General features: G+C 51.6%; 26 protein-coding genes. 17 read left to right on the plus strand and 9 right to left on the minus strand.

Annotation, left to right across the window (positions count from 1 at the left end; all coding sequences use genetic code 11):
• Positions 1–244: 244 nt before the first annotated feature.
• The 8 genes from NTU47_00665 to NTU47_00700 form a co-directional block, all read right to left on the minus strand.
• Positions 245–946 (minus strand): cytochrome C biogenesis protein, encoded by a 702-nt coding sequence (locus NTU47_00665; protein ID MCX6132295.1) that lies wholly within the window; start codon positions 944–946, stop codon positions 245–247.
• A gap of 3 nt (positions 947–949) precedes the next feature.
• Complete coding sequence (locus tag NTU47_00670; GenBank protein ID MCX6132296.1) at positions 950–1,342, minus strand: thioredoxin family protein; 393 nt, start codon at positions 1,340–1,342, stop codon at positions 950–952.
• A gap of 2 nt (positions 1,343–1,344) precedes the next feature.
• Positions 1,345–1,581: a thioredoxin family protein gene (locus NTU47_00675; protein ID MCX6132297.1), complete on the minus strand. Its 237-nt coding sequence runs from the start codon at positions 1,579–1,581 to the stop codon at positions 1,345–1,347.
• A 35-nt stretch (positions 1,582–1,616) separates the two neighbouring features.
• Positions 1,617–2,639, minus strand: coding sequence for a permease (locus tag NTU47_00680; GenBank protein ID MCX6132298.1), 1,023 nt, complete (start codon positions 2,637–2,639; stop codon positions 1,617–1,619).
• Complete coding sequence (locus tag NTU47_00685) at positions 2,636–2,884, minus strand: thioredoxin family protein (GenBank protein ID MCX6132299.1); 249 nt, start codon at positions 2,882–2,884, stop codon at positions 2,636–2,638. Before NTU47_00685 ends, NTU47_00680 begins: the two co-directional genes overlap by 4 nt.
• Before the next feature lie 28 nt (positions 2,885–2,912).
• Positions 2,913–3,224, minus strand: a complete 312-nt coding sequence (locus NTU47_00690) for a metalloregulator ArsR/SmtB family transcription factor (GenBank protein ID MCX6132300.1) — start codon at positions 3,222–3,224, stop codon at positions 2,913–2,915.
• Between the two features lie 288 nt (positions 3,225–3,512).
• Complete coding sequence (locus NTU47_00695) at positions 3,513–4,616, minus strand: C-GCAxxG-C-C family protein (GenBank protein MCX6132301.1); 1,104 nt, start codon at positions 4,614–4,616, stop codon at positions 3,513–3,515.
• An 11-nt stretch (positions 4,617–4,627) separates the two neighbouring features.
• On the minus strand, positions 4,628–5,107 hold the full coding sequence (locus NTU47_00700; GenBank protein MCX6132302.1) for a MarR family transcriptional regulator: 480 nt from the start codon (positions 5,105–5,107) through the stop codon (positions 4,628–4,630).
• A gap of 257 nt (positions 5,108–5,364) precedes the next feature.
• Between NTU47_00700 and NTU47_00705 the strand changes: the two genes are divergently transcribed.
• The 17 genes from NTU47_00705 (at position 5,365) to NTU47_00785 (ending at position 23,766) form a co-directional block, all read left to right on the plus strand.
• Positions 5,365–6,009: a methyltransferase domain-containing protein gene (locus NTU47_00705; protein ID MCX6132303.1), complete on the plus strand. Its 645-nt coding sequence runs from the start codon at positions 5,365–5,367 to the stop codon at positions 6,007–6,009.
• 175 nt (positions 6,010–6,184) lie between these two features.
• Positions 6,185–7,504, plus strand: coding sequence for a radical SAM protein (locus NTU47_00710; GenBank protein MCX6132304.1), 1,320 nt, complete (start codon positions 6,185–6,187; stop codon positions 7,502–7,504).
• Complete coding sequence (locus NTU47_00715) at positions 7,501–8,790, plus strand: FAD-dependent oxidoreductase (GenBank protein MCX6132305.1); 1,290 nt, start codon at positions 7,501–7,503, stop codon at positions 8,788–8,790. Before NTU47_00710 ends, NTU47_00715 begins: the two co-directional genes overlap by 4 nt.
• Before the next feature lie 66 nt (positions 8,791–8,856).
• A complete protein-coding gene (locus NTU47_00720; GenBank protein ID MCX6132306.1) occupies positions 8,857–9,132 on the plus strand; it encodes a hypothetical protein in 276 nt (91 codons plus the stop codon).
• A 252-nt stretch (positions 9,133–9,384) separates the two neighbouring features.
• Positions 9,385–9,747: a TSUP family transporter gene (locus tag NTU47_00725; GenBank protein MCX6132307.1), complete on the plus strand. Its 363-nt coding sequence runs from the start codon at positions 9,385–9,387 to the stop codon at positions 9,745–9,747.
• 20 nt (positions 9,748–9,767) lie between these two features.
• Positions 9,768–11,123, plus strand: coding sequence for a sigma-54 dependent transcriptional regulator (locus tag NTU47_00730; GenBank protein ID MCX6132308.1), 1,356 nt, complete (start codon positions 9,768–9,770; stop codon positions 11,121–11,123).
• 236 nt (positions 11,124–11,359) lie between these two features.
• Entirely contained in the window at positions 11,360–11,713 is a 354-nt protein-coding gene (locus NTU47_00735; protein MCX6132309.1) for a hypothetical protein, read from the plus strand.
• 122 nt (positions 11,714–11,835) lie between these two features.
• Positions 11,836–12,147 (plus strand): hypothetical protein, encoded by a 312-nt coding sequence (locus tag NTU47_00740; GenBank protein ID MCX6132310.1) that lies wholly within the window; start codon positions 11,836–11,838, stop codon positions 12,145–12,147.
• The gene (locus tag NTU47_00745; protein ID MCX6132311.1) at positions 12,144–13,271 is read left to right on the plus strand and encodes a hypothetical protein; all 1,128 of its coding nucleotides are present in this window, start codon (positions 12,144–12,146) and stop codon (positions 13,269–13,271) included. The genes NTU47_00740 and NTU47_00745 overlap by 4 nt, the downstream gene beginning before the upstream one ends.
• Before the next feature lie 107 nt (positions 13,272–13,378).
• On the plus strand, positions 13,379–15,394 hold the full coding sequence (locus NTU47_00750) for an ATP-binding protein (protein MCX6132312.1): 2,016 nt from the start codon (positions 13,379–13,381) through the stop codon (positions 15,392–15,394).
• Positions 15,395–15,761: 367 nt separating this feature from the next.
• On the plus strand, positions 15,762–16,304 hold the full coding sequence (locus tag NTU47_00755) for a class I SAM-dependent methyltransferase (protein ID MCX6132313.1): 543 nt from the start codon (positions 15,762–15,764) through the stop codon (positions 16,302–16,304).
• A 398-nt stretch (positions 16,305–16,702) separates the two neighbouring features.
• Positions 16,703–17,314: a DUF2202 domain-containing protein gene (locus NTU47_00760; protein ID MCX6132314.1), complete on the plus strand. Its 612-nt coding sequence runs from the start codon at positions 16,703–16,705 to the stop codon at positions 17,312–17,314.
• A 136-nt stretch (positions 17,315–17,450) separates the two neighbouring features.
• The gene (locus NTU47_00765; GenBank protein ID MCX6132315.1) at positions 17,451–19,730 is read left to right on the plus strand and encodes a TonB-dependent receptor; all 2,280 of its coding nucleotides are present in this window, start codon (positions 17,451–17,453) and stop codon (positions 19,728–19,730) included.
• 53 nt (positions 19,731–19,783) lie between these two features.
• Positions 19,784–20,485, plus strand: coding sequence for an ABC transporter ATP-binding protein (locus tag NTU47_00770; protein ID MCX6132316.1), 702 nt, complete (start codon positions 19,784–19,786; stop codon positions 20,483–20,485).
• Entirely contained in the window at positions 20,482–21,714 is a 1,233-nt protein-coding gene (locus NTU47_00775; protein ID MCX6132317.1) for an FtsX-like permease family protein, read from the plus strand. The genes NTU47_00770 and NTU47_00775 overlap by 4 nt, the downstream gene beginning before the upstream one ends.
• A gap of 46 nt (positions 21,715–21,760) precedes the next feature.
• The gene (locus tag NTU47_00780) at positions 21,761–22,489 is read left to right on the plus strand and encodes an outer membrane lipoprotein-sorting protein (protein ID MCX6132318.1); all 729 of its coding nucleotides are present in this window, start codon (positions 21,761–21,763) and stop codon (positions 22,487–22,489) included.
• On the plus strand, positions 22,489–23,766 hold the full coding sequence (locus NTU47_00785) for a hypothetical protein (GenBank protein MCX6132319.1): 1,278 nt from the start codon (positions 22,489–22,491) through the stop codon (positions 23,764–23,766). The genes NTU47_00780 and NTU47_00785 overlap by 1 nt, the downstream gene beginning before the upstream one ends.
• 101 nt (positions 23,767–23,867) lie before the next feature.
• On the opposite strand, the gene NTU47_00790 is transcribed toward NTU47_00785, so the two are convergent.
• Positions 23,868–24,428, minus strand: a complete 561-nt coding sequence (locus NTU47_00790) for a TlpA disulfide reductase family protein (GenBank protein MCX6132320.1) — start codon at positions 24,426–24,428, stop codon at positions 23,868–23,870.
• Between the last annotated feature and the right edge of the window lie 187 nt (positions 24,429–24,615).

The following is a 24,615-nucleotide window of genomic DNA, read 5'->3' on the forward strand; positions in this document are numbered from 1 at the left end:
CTTCACCGCTCAGACCGGCAATGTATACATTGTGAAAGGCTTGATCTAGACCGATCAGTCCTGCTTCAAAATCCGCCACCCTAATGATTTTCGCGACCGGCTTTCCACAGCATGACCCTGGCATGAGACACCTCTGTTCTCTGCAATACGATCAACATGAACATTCGAGATAAAGCTGTTGTAACAAGCAACCCCATCGCAATATTTCCCTCACCTTGAATCGATAGATTCAAGTGGGCTGATCTCAAAATGCGGTGTAAAGATAGTACACTCCAGCCAAGACTACGAGCGCGCCCGCACCCCGCTTAAGGTACGTCGCGCCTCTTGACTGTTCTGTCCAATTGAGATACTTCTGGACTGTTCCCGCTGCGCCTCCGGCAATGGCAATGACGGCACAGTGCCCTGCCCCGAACGCCGCGATCAACGAGAAAGCACGCATCGGATCCGTGGATGCAATGCTGAACACAACGCCAAGCACCGGCGCCATATAGGCGAAGGTGCAAGGGCCGAGCCCAATGCCGAAGATCAGGCCCAGAAGCAACGCGCCTTTCCATCCTTGAGCATAGGATGTTTGCGGGACAAACCTGCCCCATGAGAGAGTGATGACGTCCATGAGATAGAGACCAACAACGAAAAACACTCCTGCCACGATGATATTGCCCCACACGCCGACATCTCCCATCATCCGACCTGCTGATGCTGTGACCGCACCGATGAGCCCGATCGTGATGAGAATACCGAGGGCAAAGACGAGGGAGAGCGAGTACGAGCGCCTCACCCCTTGCTGTCCCTGGCTGCTGATATATCCGATGACAAGGGGAATGCTGGAGAGGTGACATGGACTGAGCAGAATGCTTACAACACCCCATCCCAACGCGGCTACGAGCGCAATTCCGAACGGCTCACTCAGGGCTGTTGTCAACCATGTGAAGAGGCTGTCAAGCATTTCTCACCTCCCCGTTTGGATCTTCAGTCCCTGCTTCTGAAGGAGCTTGTCGATCTCGGATTCGGGATAAAATCCCTCGTGACGAAAGAACTCCTTGCCCGCGGCATCCAGGAAGACCTGTGTCGGAATAAGCTTGATACCGTATTGTTCCGCATATTTTCGCTGCTCGGACTTCCAAACGTCATAGAACACTACTTTGATTTGTTCGCCGAATTTTTTCTCGATGGCCTTCATCACGGGCTGCATTTGACGACATGGAATGCAGTTGACCGAGCCAAGCTCCACAAATGTGACAGGACTTTTCTTGTCAACTGCTGCAGAGGGTTTTTTCTGGGATAAGGTAGTCTGTGCTGTAATGACGAGTGCAATTGTTGCTATGACATAATGGATTCTCATATTCACTCTTTCTTCAACCATTGTAGAAGTTGTTCATCCTTGGGTACACTGCCGAAACTTTTGAGGACGCCGTTGATAACCAATCCTGGCGTCATCATAACTCCATATTGCATAATTTCTTTCAGGTCGGTGACCTTTTCGATTTCCAGGTGCAGTTGATTTGCTTCATCCAGCTGACGCACTTTTTGCTCGAGCGCCTTGCACTTGCTGCATCCGGATCCGAGAACCTTGACATTCATATATCCTCCTCGATGATTCGACTGCCGTCCGATCGTCAATAGACGATGTTAAAAAGATAGCCAACGATGATGATGCCGAACGCAACTACGCCGACGAAGATAAAAATCAGTGGTAGCTTGAGGACTTTGCGTAGTATGATGGTTTCCGGAAGCGAAAGGCCGATCACAGACATCATAAAAGCCAGGGCGGTACCGAGCGACGCCCCCTTTGCCAGCAGCGCCTGCACAATCGGGATGATTCCTGCTGCGTTCGAATACAGCGGCACACCGATCAGCACGGCCACGGGAACGGACCACCAGGCGGATTTTCCCATCAATCCTGCCATGAAGTTTTCCGGCACGTAGCCATGGATGCCCGCTCCTACTCCAATACCTACAAGCAGGTAGGGCCATACCTTTCCCACGATATCGCTGACCGCGGAATATCCCGACTGAATCCGGTCACGGAAGTCAGGCGCGGCTTCCTCCATTCCAGGATTGGTTGAGTGGATCTGATAGACCCAGTCCTCCACAAACCTTTCCACTTTGAGTTTTCCAATCACGAACCCGGCTGAGATTGCGATGACGAGACCTGTGCCGACATACAGCAGCGCAGTTTGCCATCCAAACAGTCCCCACAGCAGAACAACCGCTATCTCATTGATCATCGGCGCAGCAATAAGGAATGAAAACGTGACGCCCAGCGGAATGCCTGCCTCAACAAATCCTATAAAGAGTGGAACCGCTGAACAGGAACAGAAGGGCGTAACGATTCCAAGCAAGCTTGCGAGCATGTTCCCTGCGAACAAAGACTTGCCGCCGAGCATGGCACGTGTACTTTCAGGTGAGAAATACGAGCGCACGATACCTACGACGAACACAACCAGCGTCAGCAGGAGCAACACTTTGGGGACTTCGTAAACGAAAAAGCGCACGGCCTCGGTCAGTCGTTCCCCCTGCGGCAGTCCTGTCACGAGCACGAGTGCATCTGCCGCTTGTTGCAGGACGGCATACAGCGCGATCCAGAGTGGAAGAAGTACTACAACTGAGCCAAGAAGATGTTTTTCAACAAGTTTCATTGCGGGCTCTGGTGGGCGAGGAGAATTTCTTTCAGCTTTTCCACAGGCGGCACAAAACCCGCCAGGACTACCTTCTCGTCAATGACCAGACCGGGCGTCTTCAGAATGCCATACGCGGCGATATCCTGATAGGCCTCCACTTTTTCGATTGTCGCTTGAAGATGAAGTTCGCTCAACGCTTCCTCTGTGCGACGGTGGAGTGTCTTGCAGTTCATGCAGCCTGATCCAAGAACCTTGATATTCATTATCTGTTGTTCTCCTATGGACACGTCGTTATGCTTTGAGGGCTTCTGCCTTTTTTTCTGATTCAAGCCTGGCAATGGCAGCGGCAACGTCAAGTATCTTGAAGATGCGGTCGTCAGTTACCTTGAAGTTTACCCGCAATCCGTCTTTCCACGACGTGAGAATGCCTGCATGGACAAGGATTTTTAGATGGCGGGAGAGGTTCGACTGTTCAAGCTCCAGCGCGGGAGCGAGCTCGCAATTGCAGAGAACGTCCTTCCGGAGGAGCTCAACGATGCGAATGCGATTTGGATGTGCGAGTGCGACCAGGATTTCTGCCTTTAAGTCTGCCGATTTCTTCATCGTTTCTCCGTGAGTAGTAGAGTATATGAGTATATGCTCATATAGTATGCCAGACGGAATGCCCACGAATTTGGGCCACGGAACGTCGAAACACTCCGCCAGCTTCCCGCGTGTGAGAATCACTTCCAGCAATTAGGACGAAGCGAACGACGCTGCATGATGGTTCGACATACAACAGAAAAGGAAGGCAGTCAATGTGAGGTGAGGTGAGGTTCATCCATCGTTTTCGACAAGACAACAAGGGAGACCCCGGGAGGTCCCCCTTGATGCCAAAACGACGTGCAGGTATTACTTGAGAAGTGTGAGTTTCTTTGTTGCGGAGAAACGTCCCGCCTGCATGCGACAGAAATACGGTCCGCTGGCCACTCGTCCTCCAGCATTGTCTTTTCCATCCCATTCAACTGCGTATCGGCCCGACTCGTGATGTTCCGACGCAACCACATTGCGCACCAGACGCCCGTGGATATCGTAAATCGCGATATCTACGGTTGCTGCAGCCGGAATTGCGAACTGAATCCGCGTTTGCGGATTGAACGGGTTTGGATAGTTGTTCTCGAGCTCGTAGCCTGCCGGGACGCCTTCAAGCTCCGCAACATGCGTCGTGCCTGTCCTGTGGTCGCCGTGGCACTGCGTGCACTCCATTTTTGCAGTGATGGTGCCGCTGTGGCAGCCTTTGCACTCGGCAATGATCGCCGGCGAAGCAAAGAGCGGAGTGAACTTCGAAGCCAATTTGTCGTTCAGGATCTTTGCGGCGTATGCGGCAACGTCGCCCGTGAGGCGGGCACAGCGTTCTTTGCGCTCTGTTGAGCTCTCAGTGAACTTGGCGCTCTTGCACCATTCTGCGATCGAGGCGTGGCAGAGAATGGAGCCGGAGGTATTCTGGGCGAGAGTCTGTGTGTATTTGTTCTGCGTGTATTTCGATTGAACACCGTACTGGTTGCTGATGTCTGTGGGGAATTTTGTCTGCGTGTACCATCCGAATACCTCGCTCTCCAATGCAGAGCCATCAGCTTTCACGGAGACAAGTGCGATGAACGCCGCTGCACCAGCCACCGCGCCGCACGTCCCACCCCAGCTCGCTCCACCACCGCCACCCCATAACATAAGTCCGGTTGGGAATGATGTGTAGGGTTCTCCCGCGACATCCGCGCTTGCTTTCACAAGCGCTGCGAATGCGCCGAAGCAGCATCCGCCGTATGTGGCGTCGTAGTACAGATCGTGTCCCAGAATCCGGACTTTCTCGACGTCAAGTGCCTGATACGGATATGGCCAGGCAGCATTGGTGCCTGCCATCGCTTTGTTCATGAGGGAATCAGCAGCCACCACGCCAACGACGGCTCCTGCCGCGTATTTTGACCCTGATGATAGAAAATCTTTTCGTGAAATCTTCATGAGAACCTCCTTCAAGTATTAGTTTGTACGTGAGACGATTCTGTGGTACTGCGTGCAGTTTCGGTATGGACAGGAACCTCGTTCGAGGTGATCGTGCGGACACAACCCATAAACTGAGATCGTCGTTCTTCAGGGAGGAGCTGCAGAAGAGCTATAGCAATTTCTTCGGCCCTTGATTGGACGCTTTCGACTAACTTGAGACCGGCGTCAGTAAGCGTCAATCGTTCCGTTCGACGATCCGGATCACCAAGCGCCCTTTCAATGAGGCCCCGCTCCTGGAGTGCGGACAACAGTTTTGAGAGAGTACTCTTGTGAACATCGAGTTTCTCGGCGAGACTGCCGGCCGATTCCGGATGATCGAGGTACAGAAACAGCAAGCACTCCAACTGATAGACCGGGAGAGCCGCTGTCTTTGCCAATGTGTTCTGAACGCGATGATTCCAGAGACCAAGCCTTATGATCTCAACCGCCGCTCTTTTGTATTCTTCCATGATTCTGTCCTAAGATGAATTGTTATATAAATGCAACTTTTGTTCCATACTTACAGTTGGCGTTTTCTCAGCGTAATGGGCGTTTTTTTCAAAATTCGCATGTTTGATGCGTTGAGTATTTCAACGACTGTAGATTTACTCTGCATTTGTGAATCTTCTTCAGTTTTTGCGCATCTCAACTGAGCGAGAGTTCACTCCTATGCACCGGCGGATCGAATGATCTGATATCCTGAATAAGACAACCGACAAAGGGAAACATGGACACAATCGAAATAGACAAGAGATACACACAATTGGCGGAGCAGGAATGCTGTCTTTCCTGCGGCGGGGCATTGGACCTGAGCCAACCGAAGGTTGGGGAAGTTTGTGTTGATCTGGGATGTGGCAAGGGGACCGATCTGATACGATTGCGTGAGGCGGTTGGAGACGGCGGCTCTGTCTATGGTGTCGACATTTCTGACGGAATGCTCGCGAAGGCGAGAAAGAACATCGAGAAATTCGGGTACACGAACGTTTCACTTGTCCGATCGGAGCTCGAGAGTATACAACTGCAGGGGGAGCTCGCAGATCTTATCATCTCCAATTGCACTATTAACCACGCCAAAGATAAGCGTGCGGTGTGGTCAGAAATTCATCGGATCCTGAAAAAGGGGGGGCGATTCGTCGTGAGCGACATCTACTCCAGCGATCCGGTCCCCGCGGAATATGCAAACGATCCGGTTGCTGTCGCCGAATGCTGGGCCGGAGCGATTACAAAGGGAGAATACATGAAGATTCTGACTGAGGCAGGATTCAAAGACATCAGCATAGTTGAAGAGAGCAAGCCATACGCGAAGGGAAAAGTCACCGTGGTAAGCTTCACGGTACAAGCGAAGAAGTCATCGTGCAATTGCGGATCCTGATCGGGTCCGTGCATTCAGAAAGGAGGTCTCTATGAAATCTCTGATCACAACAAACACGACCACTGCAACGAGCACAGCGCAGTGCTGTGCAAAAACGTCAAAAAACGCGGCAGGTTGTCACGACTAATTCACGAGCGACAATTCTCATCAGTATGGCTTAGCTTTCTCTCCTCCCATGAAATTCTCACAACACAACATCTTCTCAAAGATTGCGGATTCCGATGAATACTTCATCGTGAACCTGCTTTCCGGCAACGCAGACATCCTCTCAGCGGACAAAGCGCTGGAGATTCTCGATCAGCGGTACACAGATGTCGACGAGTATGTCGCCAAGGGATACTTGAGCGACGAGGCAGAGGAAACCACGTTGTTTCGGAAGAGATACGCGGACTTTCTTGATGAGCGTGACAACGATGAAGTACAGCTCTTTTTCGTCCCCTGGTATTCATGCAATTTCGCTTGCGGGTACTGTTACCAGGAAGGGTATGAAAACGAGCACGGCGAGCCTGGCGCTGAGATCGTCGATTCTTTCTTCCAGTATGTGCAGAAGGAGTTCGCCGGCAGAAAGAAGTACATCACGGTGTTCGGCGGGGAGCCGCTGCTTTCAGGCACAAAATACAGGAACACAATCAGGCGCTTGCTCGACAGAGCACAAGAGGCCGGCCTGGAGACCGCCTTTGTGACCAACGGCTATAACCTTCAGGAATATGTCGACACTCTGAAGGAATACCGTATTCGTGAAATTCAGGTGACGCTCGATGGGCCGGAACAGCTCCACAACATCCGTCGTCCGTTGAAAGGGGGCGGCTCGACGTTCGAACACATCGCCGCCGGTATCGACAAAGCCCTTGAACACAATCTCACGATCAACCTGCGCGTCGTTGTCGACCGGCAGAACATCACAGCTCTTCCTGCTCTTGCACAATTTGCGATCGATAAGGGGTGGACACAACACCCGCAATTTAAGACGCAGCTCGGGCGGAACTATGAGCTTCATTACTGCCAGACCGATCGGTCCAAATTGCTGACCCGCGTGGAAATGTTCCAGGAGCTCTACACGCTCATCCAAGCACACCCGGAGGTTCTTCAATTTCACAAACCAGCATTTTCAATTGCCAAATTTCTCTTCGAGAATGGAGAACTCCCCAGCCCGCTGTACGACTCGTGTCCCGGCACGAAGACGGAATGGGCATTTGACTACACCGGTACTATCTACTCGTGTACAGCAACCGTAGGGAAGAAAGAAGAGGCCCTTGGCACGTTCTATCCCACGGTGTCGAAACGGGAAGAACTGATTGAGCGATGGCAAGAACGTGACGTTACGTCAATCAAGAAATGTGAATCTTGCAACGTGCGTCTCGCTTGCGGCGGGGGCTGTGCGTCGGTCGCTTTCAACGGAACGGGGAACATCCTTTCACCCGATTGCCGTCCCATCAAGGAACTGCTGGAAATGGGGATGTCCACATACTTTAAAAGGGAGTTCGTTCAGCCATGAGTGATCTGATTCGATACATCAAGACAGAAGACTTCGAGAACACTGTGCTCAACGGGGGTGACGTGGTGCTCGATTTCTATTCATCCGAATGCCCGCCGTGTGAGGCGCTGGCAGCAAAGTTTGAACCGCTCAGCGAGATCTACGGCCGCGACATCACGTTTCTCAAGATCTTCCGTCAGGAAAACAGAGAATTGGCAACAAAACTCGGAGTCTCCTCTTCGCCGACACTCCTGTTTTTCCGAAACGGTGAGCGCATTGGTGAACAACTGACCGGAGGTATCAAGAGATCCGATATTGTCAGAAATCTGGGGTTGTTCCTGACACAGGAACGGTCGGAGGAGCTTCGTCGGAGCATTCGGCCGGTGAAGACGGAGTGCGATGTGATTATTCTGGGGGCGGGTCCGGCTGGACTGGCGACAGCCATTTACACCGCACAGGCAAAGTTAAAGACGATCGTAGTGGACCGGGAACTGCCTGGCGGACAGGTGAAGGTGACACACCTCGTGAGCAACTATCCCGGATTTTCGGAGCCAATTTCCGGTTACGAATTGATGCACCATATGTCTGAGCAAGCCAAAGGCGCGGGGGCGGATTTTCGCACTGCAGTTGAAATTACATCAATCGACCTTGTCCACAAGAACATTGTCGTGGATGGCTTTGAGACGATCAAAGCGAAGAAGATTATTATTGCGACCGGCTCTTCCCCGCGGATTCTTGGTGTGAAGGGGGAGAGAGAATACCGCGGGCAGGGAATTTCCTATTGCGCCACCTGCGACGCAAAGTACTATGAGGGGAAGGATGTCGTTGTCATCGGTGGGGGCAATTCTGCAATTGAAGAGTCGCTGTTCATTGCAAAATTCGCGCGGAGCGTGACCATCGTACACCAGTTTGATACGCTGCAGGCGAACAAAACCGCTCAGGAAAAAGCGTTTGCCAACCCGAAAATCAAGTTTGTCTTCGAGCACGAACCGAGAGAGTTCATTAAAGAGGGAACAAGTGTCCGGAAGGTTGTGATCGAAGATTTGAAAACGAAACATCTGAAGACGATTGAGTGTGATGGAGTATTTATATTCGCGGGAATGAAACCCAACCTCGATGAATTCAGCCGTTACTTTGAGTTGGACCAGTGGGGATATATCAAGACCGATTCGAACACGCGAACCAACATCCCGGACGTGTACGCGGTTGGTGATGTCGCGAGCAAATCATTCCGGCAGATAACTACTGCAGTATCGGATGGAACGGTCGCAGCAATAGCTGTTTCGAAAGAGCTGGAAGCCGCCTGATGGCGGGATTATAAACCATCAACCGGAGTGCGGCATGGAGTACGACTTTCAAGAGAGGATGTGTGGATGCAAAGCAGATCCGTGGTCAGATATGTGCTTAACGGCGTTGGTGTAATCCTGGCGCTGATGTTTCTCGTTGGAGTAAGGGGAAGCGGATGGTTCCTGACGTTCGGCCTCTTGGCCCTGTTCATGGGAGTGACAGACTTTGGTCGACAGTGTCCCTTGATTCTTTCTGTGCGCCATCTGGCTTATCGAATAAGCTCCAAAGCGAAGCCCTCCATTCTGTCAGTGCAGACCGTCAAAGAGACCAGCGAAGGCGATCGCAAGAACATACCCTCTTGAGTGCGCAGAACATCGTTGATCTGGTGTGAGGAGCACGGCCGCTTTTCCATCGATTCAGCCCCTCCTGTAGGGGCTTCTTTGTTTGCTTGAGACGAATGCGTACTTTGCAGCGATTCCGTCGCGTGGGAAATCGAGGGATGGCCTTGATTGAATTTGATGAACTGCGCCTGAATTGCCCGCCTGATCTCATTGGCGAGTCGTTCTGTGCTTGGCAATTTTCGATTGATCGTGAACAATTCAAAGGAAGAAATCATGGGTGACATGGCCGGGTTTGTCATTCTGGGTTTACTTGCTGGCGTTCTGAGCGGACTCGTGGGTCTGGGTGGTGGATTCGTGATCGTGCCTGCGCTCGTCTTCATTTTCGGGTTTTCACAACATCAGGCGCAAGGAACGACACTAGCTTTGCTGGTACCACCAATAGGGCTCCTTGCAGCATGGACATACTATAGACAAGGGTTTGTTGATATCAGGGTCGCCGCGTTGATTGCAGTTGGGTTTGTAGTCGGGAGTCTTCTTGGTGCCCGGTATGCGATGACCGTATCGAACGAAACGCTTGAGAAAGTTTTTGGGGTTGCACTCGTGCTCATCGGTCTTAAGATGATTATTGGGAAATGAAGAATGAACAGGCAAAGTGCATGAATATTCTCGTTGTCGATGATGAAGCTTCCCAACGCAGCATTTTGTCGGGCTATCTGAAGAAGAAGCGTCACGTTGTCTACGAAGCCGACAGTGTCGCCCGTGCGATCGAGCGTTTCGCAGCAAGCTCTGTCGACGCGATTCTGACGGATTTTCAAATGCCGCACGGGACAGGTGTTGATCTGCTCAAGGCTGCGAAAAATGTTCACTCGCAAGCTGCCGTGATCATCATGACGGCATTCGGAACCATCGAAGGTGCGGTGACTGCGATGCGGGAAGGGGCATTCGACTATCTTACGAAGCCCATCAACCTCGATGAACTCGATGTGTTGTTGCGTCGGATTGAAGAACTTCACCAGCTGAAGTCGGAAAACCAGCTATTGCGGGAGCAGCTGGCTGAGAGACATTCCTTTGCCGGGATCATTTCGCAGTCAGCGGCCATGGAGGGGATTCTCAGTTCGGCAGCTCGGGTTGCCCAGAGTTCCGCCGCAGTGTTAATCCGTGGTGAGAGCGGTGTGGGGAAAGAACTCATCGCAAAAGCAGTTCATTTCGCCAGCGACCGCAAGGATAAACCATTCGTTGCGGTGAACTGCGCAGCGCTGAACGAAAACCTGTTGGAAAGCGAGCTATTCGGGCATGAAAAGGGGGCGTTCACCGGTGCAGACAGACAGCGTCGCGGCAGGTTCGAGATGGCAAATGGGGGGACGCTGTTCCTCGATGAGATTGGAGATATTCCACCCGCGACTCAGGTGAGACTCCTGCGCGTGCTGCAGGAACATCAATTTGAACGCGTGGGCGGATCGGACACCATTCAAGTCGATGTTCGAGTCATCGCTGCAACGAACAAGGATCTTGAAGATGCGATCGGACACGGGACGTTTCGTGAAGACCTGTTCTACCGTCTGAACGTGATTGCGATCGAGATCCCACCACTGCGAAAACGACGTCAAGATATTGCGCCTCTCCTGGAGCTATACCTGATTCGATTTGGCAAGGAGAACAAAAGAAAAAGACTCAGCTTCACGAAAGAAGCATGGGACATGCTCTTGCGCTATGATTATCCGGGCAATGTGCGCGAGCTCGAGAACATTGTTCAGCGGGCCGTCATCATGTCACGCGGTGAGCATGTCTCGACCGACGATTTGCCGCAGGTGGTTCGTTCACTCAAGACAGAATCCATGATTCCTGAGACGAACTCTCCCCTCTCATTTGCAGATCAAGTAGAAAAGCTCGAAAAAGATCTCATCTTCGATGCTCTTCGCACGAATGGCGGCAATCAATCGAAGGCCGCGAAGAAACTCGGACTTTCCGAACGTAACCTACGTTATCGTCTCGGGAAGTGGGGTGTGAAGTAGCACCCGATTTCGATCCTGCCAAACCTACTGCTTACTTCGACAATTTCGTCGAGCAAACCCGACAAATTCGTCGAACTTCTGCCTCATCGTTCACAGGCCTCCATCAGAGTGCGTTTTAGTGTAGAATTCAGGCCTTCATCAAAGCCGTTTCCTGGCACGCTGATTGCGATGATCAGGTCAGAGCTTTGACACGCACAGGTCAAAGACATTAATCACAAATCATAATGGAGGTCGCAATGAAACGCATCATCAATGCAGCTCTGGCTCTTGCACTTATGGGCGCGCTGGGTGTGATGTTCACCCACGACGCAGTTGCGCAGCAGAAGGGAACGGGCACTCGCAAACGCGGCGCACTCTTCATCGATCAAAACGGCGATGGCGTGTGCGACAACTTCGGCACAAAGGCCGGACAGAAGATGGGCAACGGCCAACAGGGGAAGGGCTATGGCCCGGGAAATGGCACCGGCAACATGGGTCAAGGACCAAAAGACGGGACTGGCTATGGAGCGAAGACGGGAACCTGCACCGGCACGGGTGTATGTGACGGAACAGGACCGAAAGCCGGACAGATGCGACGTGGTAATAAGTAAGCTGACTCTGAGAGCTGAGGTCCTTCGATCTCAGCTCTCTTCTTTCAATTATTGTACGCCGGCGGACTCGAAACGATCAACAGCCGGGCTTTCTGAACGCACTTGATGTTTCGGATTCGACTATGAAGACAATGATAACACTTCTCGGGTTGATTCTGCTGCCAGCCATTTCGTTGAGCCAGACGGTGGGAGACAGCACGAGGACTCGCGATCGTCAACGGTCACGTCAGGCGATGGACGAGAATGGTGACGGCATCAACGACAGGACCGTCAGGCGGCAGCAGCGGCTGGGCCCAGGCATGGACCGCTTCATCGATATAAATGGAGACGGGATCAGTGACAGTCGCGAATGTGGCTTGGGATTTCGCCGTGGAAGAATGCAGCAGACAGAACTTGGAAAACAAGCAATGGGGAAGGGGCAAAGGGGAAAATGATGAAACTCAGAAAAGCATTCGGAGCGGCCTGGTTTATCGTCACGACTGTGGTGACAAGCAACGCCTACGGTCAGGTGGGGTTTGAATCACACATCTCGACCATGTATGACGACAACATTCTCAATAATTATCAGCAGATTTCAGACAAAGTCTCAACGCTTACGCTCAATACGGGATACGGCTTCGGTGGAATCCATTGGGACGCAAGAGTATTCTACGATGGCACACTCAACTATTATCAAAGCGTCACAGACAGGACAAATCAATTTCACTCTTTGCAGACGTCGTTCGCACTCTACTCGGGAGAAGACCAGGAGAATGTCCTCAATGTTGGAGTCTCCTACGGCCAGGGCTTCTATCGGGGGAGTTCCGCATTCTACAATCACGATCAGGTGACGGCAATTGTTCAATACAAACAATTCCTCAGCGACCTCATCATCAACAATCTTGGATATGCATTCCGCTCGATACGCTTTTCTGATATGAGTGATTTCAGCTATTCCGAGCACGCACTTTCGGGCGGCTTCAGCTTTGCGCTGCCAACGCAGACCACGCTGATCGTCCAGGCAGATCTGGGGGCGAAGTTTTACTCGACACCAAGCTCAACAGGTGAGGCCGAAGGAATGCGCAAGGGGGGGATGTCCTTTGCTCCGGGTGTGATTCAATTCGGCCCGCTTATTCGAATCGGCCAAAGCATCTTCGAGGGGACAGGGCTGAGCCTTACGACGAAATACCAATGGAATATCCAGAAGCAGGCGCGTTATATCAGTACAAGTTACGGCTCAGTTTCCGACGACGAGCTGTTCGACGACCACTATGGTCATGAGGGATTGCACACAAGTTTGATGCTCACACAGCTTCTGCCAGAGTCGATGGTCATGAAAGTCACTGGTGGTGTACAGAACAGGCTCTACTCGTCCCTCGCAGCATATGATCTCGATGGGAATGTGCTCTCAAGCCAACGCACCGACCTGCGCACCTCGTTGAGCGTCTTGCTTCAGAAAGATTTTCAAATGGGATTCACGCTCAAGGCCGCCGTTGACTTCATACGGAACTATTCAAACGATCCATACTACAATTATCGGAATAGTGCCCTAGCGCTTGAACTAAGCCTTCCTTTCTAAGCCAAATCGGAGAGTGTATCGCGCGCTTGCCTGATGGCCGGACCCTCCTTCCTGCATCTTTCGCAAGGATCCGGCATCTTATACATGATGATGAGAAGTGACCTCCTTTGAGATTCCTTACCAATATTCAGCCCCGATATATCATAGCAAGCACGCTCGCTGTTGCTCTGCTGATGTTCGGCTCGGCATATCTTGAGTTGAGCCAAAGTCGCAGCGAACTGCTTCACGTTCTCCAGGAACACTCACTCTCTCTCGCGGAAACCATCGAGCGAGGCAGCGCCAATGTCGTTTTGTCGACAGAACAAATCGAACATCAGCTGGGCGCTCGCTTGCTCAACAACGCGTACTATATTGCGCGCCTGGACAGCCTCAATCTTCTCACCCGCCGGGATCTCCAGACGTTTGCCGCGGCGAACGATATCTATCGTATCAACATTTTCAACGGGCGCGGGGAGAGGCTTCTCGGTAGTCACGATTCGATACCGCATGTGACAGCGCCGGGAGAGAAGTTTTCACCGAGAGAAATATTGAAGCCAATTCTCGGAGGAAGGCAAAAAACTCTCATCATCGGCTTGAGACAGGCACGGTTTGAAGAAGGGCAGCGCTACGCGGTGGCAATCCGGCGGACAAAGCCTGGTGGCGGCGCGATTGTGCTCAACCTCGACGCTGCCGAGCTCGTTGAATTCCGGAAGCGCATCGGCATTGGAAAACTGGTAAAGGACCTTGGCGACAATAATGGAATTGACTACGTCGTGTTGCAGGATCGCGAAGGAATCCTCGCTGCAACAAGCCAGGTTCAAGAGATGTCGAGTGTTGACCGCGATAGTGTGTTGACACTGGCTGCTGAACGCGATACGGTATTCACGCGACAAGTTGACTTCCAGGGACATCAGACTTTTGAAGTGGTGAAACGACTCACCATCGAAGGGTCGACTGCAGGCGTGCTGAGGATTGGACTTTCAATGGACGAGCTCCGATCATCAGAGGATCGAATGAAGCGCCGTCTGTTGATCATCTCCATCGTGCTTATAGCGATCGGGGCGCTCGTATTCACTGCGATTGTTGTAAGTCAGAACTACAAGCTCGTGTCCCATCAATATGCGCTCATTCAATCGTTTACGGGTAATATCCTGGAGAACATGAGGGATGCAGTGGTGACAGTTGACGGTGAGAACCGGATCACCATTTTCAACCGGGAGGCAGAGGAGCTATTTGCCGTTGATGCAAAGAGCGTGACGGGGAAGCGATTAGAGGGATTGGCGGAAATTGGAGCCCGGTGCCTACAACCCATTTTTGAAGCAGCAGATCAAGAACTCGTCCTGGAATGTTCACCCGGTCAAACCCGCGTTGTCTATCTGACTCACTCACACACGCGGAAACCCGATGGATCTTTGGAAAGTCATACTGTGGTAATCAAAGACCTCACCGAGGCGCGGCGGTTGGAGCGGGAGATACAGCGAAAAGACAAACTGACCGCGATGGGAGGACTTGCTTCCGGGGTAGCGCACGAAGTTCGAAACCCATTGAATGCCATTTCGATGATCGCGCAGAGATTCGAACGCGAATTTGTGCCGCGCAGCGATGTGAAGGAATATAGGGCGTTGACAAACGTTCTGAAGAAAGAATCTGCCAGGGTAAACGGTATCGTTCAACAGTTTCTTCAGTTTGCTCGCCCTCCGAAGGTGGAATTGAAGGAGACTCCTGCAGGGGAATTCATTGCTCATGTCTCCACACTTTTTGGAGCTCAAGCCAAGGAAAAGGGTGTCCGGTTCAGCTCGCATGCGCACCTCGATGGGGTCATACGCGTGGACGCGGCTCAAATGACGCAGGCTATGCTCAATCTTCTGCAGAACGCTCTCGATGCGACCCCGAAGGGTGGAGCGATATCTCTTGAAGTGAACCGAAACGGGGGATACATTGTTTTTGAGGTCACAGATGATGGCGTCGGTATCCCGGCGGACAGAATCGAACGGGTTTTCGATCTCTATTTCACGACAAAACCCAATGGTACAGGAATGGGCCTGGCGATCACACAACAGATTGTTACGCAGCATCACGGGACGATGGATGTGGAGAGCGGACCGACGCAGGGAACGACGTTCTCTATCAGCATTCCAATCTGAACACACTTTGTAGCCGAGGAACACAGATGACGATGATGAACGAAGAACTTCTGAATGAGGGTCGTTTTCTCCAGCTCAATCAGAGCCAGCAATTGGAGTTGATCGCGAGACATTGTGCCGGAATCGAGAAGCGCATTCGGGATGCACAATCAAGGGAAGTAGCTGAGACTATTGCTGAAGAATCTTGCGGCAAATTTGAAACTGATTGTCCGAGCGACATGATCCGAAGAGGGCTCGTCCTACGTGTTCGGGACATGGTGGAACAACGTTGGGGAACAAAATAATTTACTGTGCTCATCCGGATGAGCCTGCGGTGATGCTTCTATCGATGTACTGTTCAGTCAAGCAAGTAACGCAAAGGGGAAATATGCACGAACGGAGATATCAAGCGGAGATCGATCGCCTGCGATCACCCGAGAGAATTGAACGCCTCGAGGTTCAGCGCGTCATCGGTCTATCGCTGGAGGGGGGACTGGTGCGATCGGTTCTCGATGTGGGGACAGGAAGCGGGATATTCGCGGAAGCGTTCGCAAAGAAAATTGCGACCGTTGTTGGTATCGATGCTAATCCGGAGATGATAGAAGTGTCGAAGGGACTTGTCCCCGGAGCGAGTTTCCAGAAGGCGACGGCTGAGTCGATCCCTTATGCGGACAAGACGTTCGACCTTGTCTTCCTGGGACTCGTGTTACACGAAGCCGATGATGCTCAGAAGGCCCTGTCAGAGTCCAGGAGATGCGCAAAGCGAAGCGTGGCCGTGCTCGAATGGCCCTACAAAGAGGAAGAGATGGGCCCGCCGTTGGAACATCGACTGAAATCTGAGGACATCGCTGCCATGGCAAAGGAAGTTGGATTCAAGGCGCTTACGATTACCCCGCTCAAGGTTCTGGTGCTACACCAATTCCTCGTGTGAGTCAAGAGAAACGTCGAAACGATCTAAAAGAGCATTTTGATCTGACTCTCGAATGTCTCCTTCGATCTACAGCCTTCGTACCTGGCTACAATCTTGCCTGCCCTGTCGATAATGAAGCTTGTGGCGGCATTGAGCTGTAAGAAACAGTTGGTCAAATGCAGGTGACTCCGCTTAATCGGGATTTGCCATGCCTGACCTAACCGCGCATCCGACCCCGGTGCCTGCTCGACAATCTCGTCGAGCCGTTTCGACAAGATTGTCGAGCGCTTTCACACCCTCAAGCTGATCCTATCATTCTGAGCCCAAAAGACAAGGTCCATCCTGGCACGACTTTCGCAAGTGCAGAGGGGAACGTAATCCCGATTCTCATACATTCACTATTTATGAAAGATACAATTATGTCAAGCATGAATATTCTTCGTGGACTCTTGCCCGTGCTTCTGTGCGGCTCATTGTTCATCGGCTGCAGCGAATCGAATCCAACAACTCCTTCATTCGGTGATAACAGCGATCAAATGATGACGGGAGCCGGAGTAATCACTGATGGGCTTGCTGCAATCCAGCTGGCAGAAATCAGTCCCGAGGAGCGGGCAAGTCTCGTTTTAATGCGTGAAGAAGAAAAACTTGCAAGAGATGTGTATGCCACCATGTATCAACGATGGGGACACAGGACGTTCAACAACATTTCCCGCAGCGAAGATGTACACATGCGTGCTCTCCTGATCTTGCTCGATCGTTATAGCATTCCTGACCCGGTTGGTAAAAACGGCGTGGGCGCGTTCACCGATCCGGCTCTGCAAGATTTGTACAGTCAACTCATCGCCCGGGGCAATAGTTCACTTGTGGAAGCTCTGAGGGTCGGTGTTCTGATAGAAGAGACCGACATTCGTGACTTGAAAGCAGGACTTCTCGCGAATGATAACCAGGACGTCACCCTAGTCTACAATAATCTCCTCAAGGGATCCCAGAACCATTTGCGGGCCTTCACCCAGAGCGTCGGGATGAACTGAAATAGCGACCCGATCAGGTTGATATCAAACGAGGGGGCGACGAGGAGATAACGTCGCCCCTTGCGTTTCCGAACCGTTCCATAGTATCGAGCATCGTATTTGAGAATCCGCTTCACCATCCATAAAGGGTCGATAAATGAAAATTCAGTATCCATGCTTCACATTCATCGGCCGAGCTCGCGCAGCGTGGTTGATTGTTCTGATGGCAACCACTCTGGCCGCACAAGAAAAAGCCGGTATTATCTCCGGCGAAGTCCGCGATGCAGTGACAAAACAGGCTCTCCCAGGCGCAAACGTGGTTGTGGTTGGCATCCAACGTGGCGCGGCTACAGACGAAAAGGGCTACTTCGTCATCAAGAGTCTTCCCCCGGGGACCTATCAACTGAAGGTGTCATACATTGGCTATCAGGCTACGGCACAAGAAGATATCTCCGTGGTCCGTGCTCGCAACACTACAGTGCATCTTGAACTCGCACCGGTTCAGATTGAACTAGAAGGAGCAACAGTGACGGGTGGCTATTTCCGGAAACCGACCGAACACACGGTCAGTTACCGTACGCTTTCACCTCAGGAAATTCGACGTTCGCCGGGCTCGGCGGAAGACATTTTCCGAGTGATGCAATCACTCCCCGGCGTCGCGACCGCAGGCGGCAAGAGCGCACAGCTCATTGTGCGAGGTGGAAGTCCGGACGAGAATCTCACGCTCCTTGATAATATCGAAATCTATAACCCTATCCATTTCGCCCGAACGGGTGAATCGATGGGGATTATCAGCATCATCAATCCGTCCTTGTTGAGGGAAGTCAACTTCCTGACCGGTGGCTTCCCGGCGAAGTACGGGGATAAGATGTCGTCGGTGTTCGATATGACGATGGTTGATGGCAACAAGGAATTGCACAACACAGACATCAATGCGAATGTAGCAGGTTTGGGGGCGATGGTAGATGGTCCGGTTTTGGATAACGGCACAATGGTGTTTTCCGCCCGGCGTGGTTTTTTCGACTTGCTTACATCTCTGCTGAGTCGACCCGCTGCTCCAAGTTATTATGATGCAGTTGGAAAACTCACGTATGATCTGGATCCCAAGAACCGATTGAGCTTTGTCGGGTTCTACTATCTTGACCAGATAAAGCGTGAGGGGGGTGTCAGTATGAAGAGTTCCACCGATATCGGCAGGTATAATTACTTGATGCGTGACGATTATGGAACCGCGTTTGGCGTCAACTGGCGCTATCTCATATCTCCGAACGCGTACAGTCTGACTACTCTTTCATATTCCGACAATGGCTGGAACACACTACGGGGGACGGAAGCAGAAAGAGATTTGATCGGAGAAGACATTCTTGAGAAGAGCTATACTTTGAAAAGCGAACTAACGTATCAAGTCAGCCCCTCTGCTGAAATAAGGGGGGGTGCCCAGATGCGTTACATAGAGTCGAAGCAGGAAAGCTGGAAACCCGCTGACACAACGCGGAGCGGGCAAATTGTTCCAGCATCCTCAATTGCCTATCTGCCCAAGGTGGTCAACAAACCATCGGCATTCCTGCAAAGCACATGGAAACCGTGGGTTCAGATGTCGGTCACCGCTGGTGTGCGATACGACTACTTTTCATTTACAAGAGAGGCTACCATAAGTCCACGTCTGTCTGCTTCGTATCAAGTGACAAGCCGGACGGCATTCAACGCGGCATATGGCAGGTTCTATCAGACGCCGGCTTCGTATCAAATCGCGCTCGACCCGCTTAACCAGCAGCTTCGCAGCAGCAGCGCAACACATTACATCTTCGGCGTTGAGCACCTGCTACGCGATGATCTCCGCGGAACACTCGAAGTATATTACAAAGATCTGTCGAATGTCATTGTCGCCAGTGATACAAACAGCATTCTGTACAATACCGGAAGCGGGTTTGCACGAGGGATCGAATTTTCGCTCCAGAAGAAATTTACTGATGGTTTTGTAGGCACGGCTTCCTACACATATTCGGAATCGAGGCGACGCGATGCACAGGGGAGTGCTGAGTATTATTTCGAGTTCGACAGGCCGCATATTTTGAACCTGATTGCGGGTCTGGAACTCGGTGACAACTGGCAGTTGGGGGCGAAGTTCCAGTACGCATCCGGAAACCCGTTTACCCCGGTGGTCGCTGTCGTGCAGAAGAATAACACGTATTACGCTGTTGACGGTGGATACAATTCAGCCCGGTTTCCCGCCTACCACAAACTCGATGTCCGAATCGACAAAAAGGTAGTGTTTGGTTCGTGGACCTTAACTGCATACCTTGATCTTTGGAATGTGTATAATCGGCAGAACGTCCTCGATTATTCTTACAAGGTAGATGCCCGCGGTATCATCACGGAAACACCAAGATACGATTTTGGAATACTGCCAATCGTCGGCTTGTCGGTACAATTTTGAGAGTGAGTTACACCTAACGGGAAACGTCTGCATTCACTGAAATCGGGGAGATGATGAGCTTAATTGAATTAGAGAATGTCACGAAAGTGTATCAGACCGGCGAAGTGGAGGTGAAAGCGCTGAAAGGAATTTCTCTTCAGCTCGACAAGAAGTCTTTTATCTCCTTCATCGGTCCATCGGGAAGCGGAAAATCGACACTCCTGAACCTCATCGGTGCACTCGACAAACCGACGCAAGGGACAATTATCGTCAATGGTACTGACGTGAAGACCTTAGACAGAGCCGGCGCCGCCGCATTTCGTGGAAAGACGATCGGCTTCGTGTTCCAGAATTTCAATCTTATTCCCGTCTTAACGGTATATGAGAACGTCGAGTACCCCCTTCTTATGCTCGAACGGCTCCCGTCAAAAGAGCGTCGTGACCGTGTGCTGCGATTGTTGGACAAGGTCGGCATGACGGACCAAAAGGAGAAATTCCCGAACCATATTTCCGGTGGGCAGAAGCAACGCGTCGCCGTTGCCCGCGCCCTGGTGACCAATCCGCAGATTGTTCTCGCAGATGAGCCAACTGCCAATCTCGACCATGCCACTGCGTTCAAAGTCATCAACATTATGCACGAGATGACAACCGAATTTGGGACAACGTTCATTTTCTCGACGCACGATCCCAAGATTGTTGGAGAAGCAGAAGTAATATACACGCTGGAAGACGGTACCATCGTCGGAACGGAACAGAGAAAGGTCAACAGGCAATGAGAAACGTGATCGTGATTGCACTTCGCAATCTATTTAGGAACAAGCGGCGAACGCTTCTTACTTCATCACTCATCGCTTTTGGCGTAGTCCTCGTTGTGGTCTTTGGGGGATTGGCAATTTCGTTTAAATCACAAATGGTGGGAGTTCTGACGAACACAGCGATGGGCGATCTGCAAATCCACAGAAAGGGATACGTCGAATCTATCGATAATCTGCCGCTGAACCTCACTCTTTCGGGGGCGGAGCTGGCAAAGGTCGAGAAGATGCTGAAAGACATGCCTGAAATTGCCGCGTACAGTCCGAGGATCAAGTTTGGGGCGATGATCAGCAACTACGCGCAAACTTCGAACATCCGGTTGAGCGCTGTGGACCCGGAAATGGAGAATCGCACGGTGACGGGATTTGTCAAACGGATCAAAGGGCATGTTCCTGACCCGGATAAATTTCTCGCCCCTGGAGAAATCCTGGTTCCGGAGAACCTCATGAAGGGACTTTCGTTGAAAACCGGTGATGAGATAGTCCTGGTCGCAACGAACAAAGAAGGATCGGTCAATGCTGTAACATTGCGTATTGCCGCGGTGACGGAGAATGTGTTTGGTCCGTCCGGCAAGGATGGCTATATCCACATACGGGATGCGCAGGCACTCCTGCGTATGGATCAGCCGGAGATTGTGGAGATCGCGATTCACCTGAAACGATTCGATGAGCTCAGCAAAGCGTCTATCCAATTGAAGAACGCTACCGCCGGGTCGGGGGCATCCCTTGAAGTCCACACGTGGGAACAGCTTTCACCGTTCGCGAGCATCACGAGGATCGTGGATTTGCTCATCATTGTCGTAAAAGTCATCTTGATCTCCATCGTGCTGGTCAGCATCCTCAATATCATGACGATGTCTGTGTACGAGCGGATCAGTGAAATCGGAACGATCGCGGCAATCGGAACGCCGCCCCGGCGAATTCTCTCCCTCTTTCTGGTCGAGGGTTTCGCGATGGGTTTGCTGAGCACGGTTGCGGGCATGGTCGTCGGACTCGGCACCCTGTGGATCATGAACATGACGAAGATCGAGTTCACCTTCGGTCAGATGAACGTATCGCTCGCGCCGAGTATCCCGGCCGGAGAGGTCGTTTGGGTGACAGTTATCGTCATGCTTGTGTCGCTGTTTGCAGGATTCCAGCCAGCGTACAAGGCATCGAAAATGGAGCCGGTGGATGCGCTGGGGCATGTCTAAAGCAATCGATGCACAAACGGTTGTACATACAGACGAAGGTACGCGAATGAAAACCCTCTCTGCGTTTCTGATCTTTGTTCTCTTTGCTTCTTCCACGGTTGCACAGGATGCTAACAAGCTTCTGAAGCAAGTTGACGAGAATCTTCTGCCCGAATCATACGAGGCGAACCGCAAACTCATCAATGAAGAACCCAATGGCTCCAAGAAGGAGTTCACATTCTACACCGTGAAGAAAGGCAAAGACAAGATTGCAATGCTGTACCTTCTCCCGGCCAGCGAAAAAGGCCGCTCTACGCTGCGCCTCGGGGAGAATATGTGGCTGTATATCCCGAGCGCGAACAAACCGATACGCATCACGAGCCTGCAATCCGTCGTCGGGGGCGTTTTCAATAACGCGGACATCATGCAGTTGGAGTATGCGGTGGAGTACGACGCCACGTATGCTGAAGGGACAGACAAAGAGTATCTCCTCGAATTGAAAGCCAAGAACAAAACAGTCGCGTACGACAAGCTGAAGATGTGGATCACGAAAGACAGGAGGATACTCCGAAAGGTTGAGGCGTACTCGTCATCGAACATGCTGATCAAGACGCTCGAGTTCAAAGACGACAAGGACTTTGGCGGCGGCCTCAGTCGTCCTTCGGTCATTGAAACGTACAGTCCGCTATACAAGGGTTACCGTTCGCTGATGATATATCAAACAATCAAGAAGCGGCAATTCCCTGACGAAGTGTTTACGCTGAACTACATGAGCCGATTGGGAGATTTGAGATAATGGGGCGCCCCCGATGGTTGATACTCATTCTGTTAGTCGCATCATCTGGTGTCCTGGTTGGACAGGAAGAAGGCCCCGATGTTCTTTCGGGGAAAGAAAGAAAGCTCGAATGGAGTGGCAATTTCGACGCAAAGTATGCGTTGTTTCACATGGATGCGTTCTCCCCTTTCTACACGCTTCAGTTTCTTGCAGAGCGACCCTCAAGTTCGTTCCTGACGCAGTACCGGCTTGAACCTTATCTTAATGCAGAGTACCGCACCAGCGACCTCAGCTTCGTCCTGAAAACTCACGCCACGTACTACAACGATGCTGATGCCCGGGTTGATCTTTTCGAGGCGTATGGGTCATTCAGCCCTTCGTTCAACACCACGCTGCAGGCGGGCAAGAGAGTCTACAACTGGGGAAAGGGGTACGCATTCAATCCCGTTGGTTTTGTGAATTCCATCAAGGATCCCGAAAATCCCGAACTTGCTCAGGCAGGCCTTCTCTCTGCAAACATTGAATACATCAAGAGCCTTCAATCCAGGGCGCTGCAGAGTGTTGCTCTGACGGCGGTTCTCCTTCCCTCGCCGACAGCTCTCAACAGCCGGTATGGAGAGGTGGCATCCATGGACCTGGCGCTGAAGACGTACTTTCTAATTTGGGATATGGATATCGATCTGATGACGTATCAGAGCAAAGACAAGCCGAGGAGTTACGGGGTGGACTTTGCTCGCAACCTTCGGGAGAACGTTGAGATTCACGGAGAATTCAGCTACGCGCAGAATGTTCAACGGCACATCATCCGCGACGGCCTGCTCGCCAATGAACAAACAGAAGCCCTCTCGTATCTCCTCGGTTTGCGATTCCTGAGCGCATCAAACACCACCATTATTGCCGAGTACTTCCACAATGGCGTCGGCCTGGGCAGGAGGGAATACGAGCAGTATTATGGCTTCGTGATGAATGGTTCAAAGAGTTCGAATCCAGCGGTCATGCAGCAAACGCTTGGGACGATGCAGACGTATTTCAGGGGGAGTAACACGATGAAGGACTATCTCTATGTGAAACTCATACATCCAGAGCCCTTCGACTGGTTGTATTTTACTCCTTCCATGTACTCAATCTGTAACCTTACCGATAAGAGTTTCTTGCTCTCGGTGTCACTTAGCTATAAGCCCATTACGAACATGGAGTTCATAGTCTGGCCGACGATTCTTGTGGGTGGTACAACAACGGAGTACGGGGGAAAGCAGATACAGGAACGAGTGGAACTCTGGATGAGAGTGTATTACTGAACATCAGTCCGAGCGGCGACTCCATGTAAGTACGATCATTGAGCTCATGGATCTGCTCTCAGTCGATTGCCCGTGAAGGCTCTGCGAAACGTCGAAACACCCTACAGAAGTTGTTTGATTTGACTCTCGAATGTTTCCTTCGATCTAAAACCTTCGTACTTCGCTGCAATCCTGCCGGCCTTGTCGATTATGAAAGTTGTGGGGATAGATTCGACCCCGCCGTAGCGGGAGGAGACCTCGTCAGTTCCCAGTAGAACCGGGTAGTTCATCCCATTGTCTTGCACAAAAGCTCTTACCTTTTCCGGTTGATCGAGTGCGATGCCCACGATCTGAACACCTTTTGAACCGTACTCCGATTGCAGTTTGATGAAGTCCGGAATTTCTCGCCTGCAGGGAGGGCACCACGTCGCCCAGAAATCAAGAATAACAACTTTACCTCTGAAGTCAGAAAGTGAAACCTGGCGTCCGTTCATGTCGGCCAACGAGAATCCCGGTGCTACACCGGATACTTCAGCTGGTGGCAACGCGTAACGTGTTGCCGTCGGTGTCGCTTGGGTCTCATTCTTCCCGAATATGAAGTATGTGGCCGCGAGCAAGACGATTCCAGCAGCAGCCCACAAATACACACTTGATAGCTTCTTTGCTTGCGCTCTTTTCTTCATTGGTTTCCCTCAACGATTTGTGTCCATCCGAAGGCTCTTTGAACTGATCGCGAGATCACGAACGGTGAACGTATTCATCGACAGGATGGGATGTTGTCATTCCAGAACTTTCTACTATGATGCTGCAACTTGCAGGAAGGTTCAGGAAAACAGGACGTGCTGGTCTCTCCTATCCGGAATCCTTCTC

Source organism: Ignavibacteriales bacterium (assembly GCA_026390595.1).
Classification (GTDB): Bacteria; Bacteroidota; Ignavibacteria; order UBA10030; family UBA10030; genus UBA9647.

Excerpts from the sequence above, each read along its gene's own strand:
- NTU47_00770 (MCX6132316.1), top strand. The coding sequence starts at position 19,784 with ATGAGCTTAATTGAATTAGAGAATGTCACGAAAGTGTATCAGACCGGC.
- NTU47_00765 (MCX6132315.1), top strand. The coding sequence starts at position 17,451 with ATGAAAATTCAGTATCCATGCTTCACATTCATCGGCCGAGCTCGCGCA.
- NTU47_00665 (MCX6132295.1), bottom strand. The coding sequence starts at position 946 with ATGCTTGACAGCCTCTTCACATGGTTGACAACAGCCCTGAGTGAGCCG.
- NTU47_00695 (MCX6132301.1), bottom strand. The coding sequence starts at position 4,616 with ATGAAGATTTCACGAAAAGATTTTCTATCATCAGGGTCAAAATACGCG.
- NTU47_00725 (MCX6132307.1), top strand. The coding sequence starts at position 9,385 with ATGGGTGACATGGCCGGGTTTGTCATTCTGGGTTTACTTGCTGGCGTT.
- NTU47_00680 (MCX6132298.1), bottom strand. The coding sequence starts at position 2,639 with ATGAAACTTGTTGAAAAACATCTTCTTGGCTCAGTTGTAGTACTTCTT.
- NTU47_00730 (MCX6132308.1), top strand. The coding sequence starts at position 9,768 with ATGAATATTCTCGTTGTCGATGATGAAGCTTCCCAACGCAGCATTTTG.
- NTU47_00690 (MCX6132300.1), bottom strand. The coding sequence starts at position 3,224 with ATGAAGAAATCGGCAGACTTAAAGGCAGAAATCCTGGTCGCACTCGCA.
- NTU47_00780 (MCX6132318.1), top strand. The coding sequence starts at position 21,761 with ATGAAAACCCTCTCTGCGTTTCTGATCTTTGTTCTCTTTGCTTCTTCC.
- NTU47_00740 (MCX6132310.1), top strand. The coding sequence starts at position 11,836 with ATGAAGACAATGATAACACTTCTCGGGTTGATTCTGCTGCCAGCCATT.
- NTU47_00675 (MCX6132297.1), bottom strand. The coding sequence starts at position 1,581 with ATGAATGTCAAGGTTCTCGGATCCGGATGCAGCAAGTGCAAGGCGCTC.
- NTU47_00785 (MCX6132319.1), top strand. The coding sequence starts at position 22,489 with ATGGGGCGCCCCCGATGGTTGATACTCATTCTGTTAGTCGCATCATCT.
- NTU47_00685 (MCX6132299.1), bottom strand. The coding sequence starts at position 2,884 with ATGAATATCAAGGTTCTTGGATCAGGCTGCATGAACTGCAAGACACTC.
- NTU47_00760 (MCX6132314.1), top strand. The coding sequence starts at position 16,703 with ATGTCAAGCATGAATATTCTTCGTGGACTCTTGCCCGTGCTTCTGTGC.
- NTU47_00710 (MCX6132304.1), top strand. The coding sequence starts at position 6,185 with ATGAAATTCTCACAACACAACATCTTCTCAAAGATTGCGGATTCCGAT.
- NTU47_00670 (MCX6132296.1), bottom strand. The coding sequence starts at position 1,342 with ATGAGAATCCATTATGTCATAGCAACAATTGCACTCGTCATTACAGCA.
- NTU47_00735 (MCX6132309.1), top strand. The coding sequence starts at position 11,360 with ATGAAACGCATCATCAATGCAGCTCTGGCTCTTGCACTTATGGGCGCG.
- NTU47_00775 (MCX6132317.1), top strand. The coding sequence starts at position 20,482 with ATGAGAAACGTGATCGTGATTGCACTTCGCAATCTATTTAGGAACAAG.
- NTU47_00705 (MCX6132303.1), top strand. The coding sequence starts at position 5,365 with ATGGACACAATCGAAATAGACAAGAGATACACACAATTGGCGGAGCAG.
- NTU47_00700 (MCX6132302.1), bottom strand. The coding sequence starts at position 5,107 with ATGGAAGAATACAAAAGAGCGGCGGTTGAGATCATAAGGCTTGGTCTC.
- NTU47_00745 (MCX6132311.1), top strand. The coding sequence starts at position 12,144 with ATGATGAAACTCAGAAAAGCATTCGGAGCGGCCTGGTTTATCGTCACG.
- NTU47_00715 (MCX6132305.1), top strand. The coding sequence starts at position 7,501 with ATGAGTGATCTGATTCGATACATCAAGACAGAAGACTTCGAGAACACT.
- NTU47_00720 (MCX6132306.1), top strand. The coding sequence starts at position 8,857 with ATGCAAAGCAGATCCGTGGTCAGATATGTGCTTAACGGCGTTGGTGTA.
- NTU47_00755 (MCX6132313.1), top strand. The coding sequence starts at position 15,762 with ATGCACGAACGGAGATATCAAGCGGAGATCGATCGCCTGCGATCACCC.
- NTU47_00790 (MCX6132320.1), bottom strand. The coding sequence starts at position 24,428 with ATGAAGAAAAGAGCGCAAGCAAAGAAGCTATCAAGTGTGTATTTGTGG.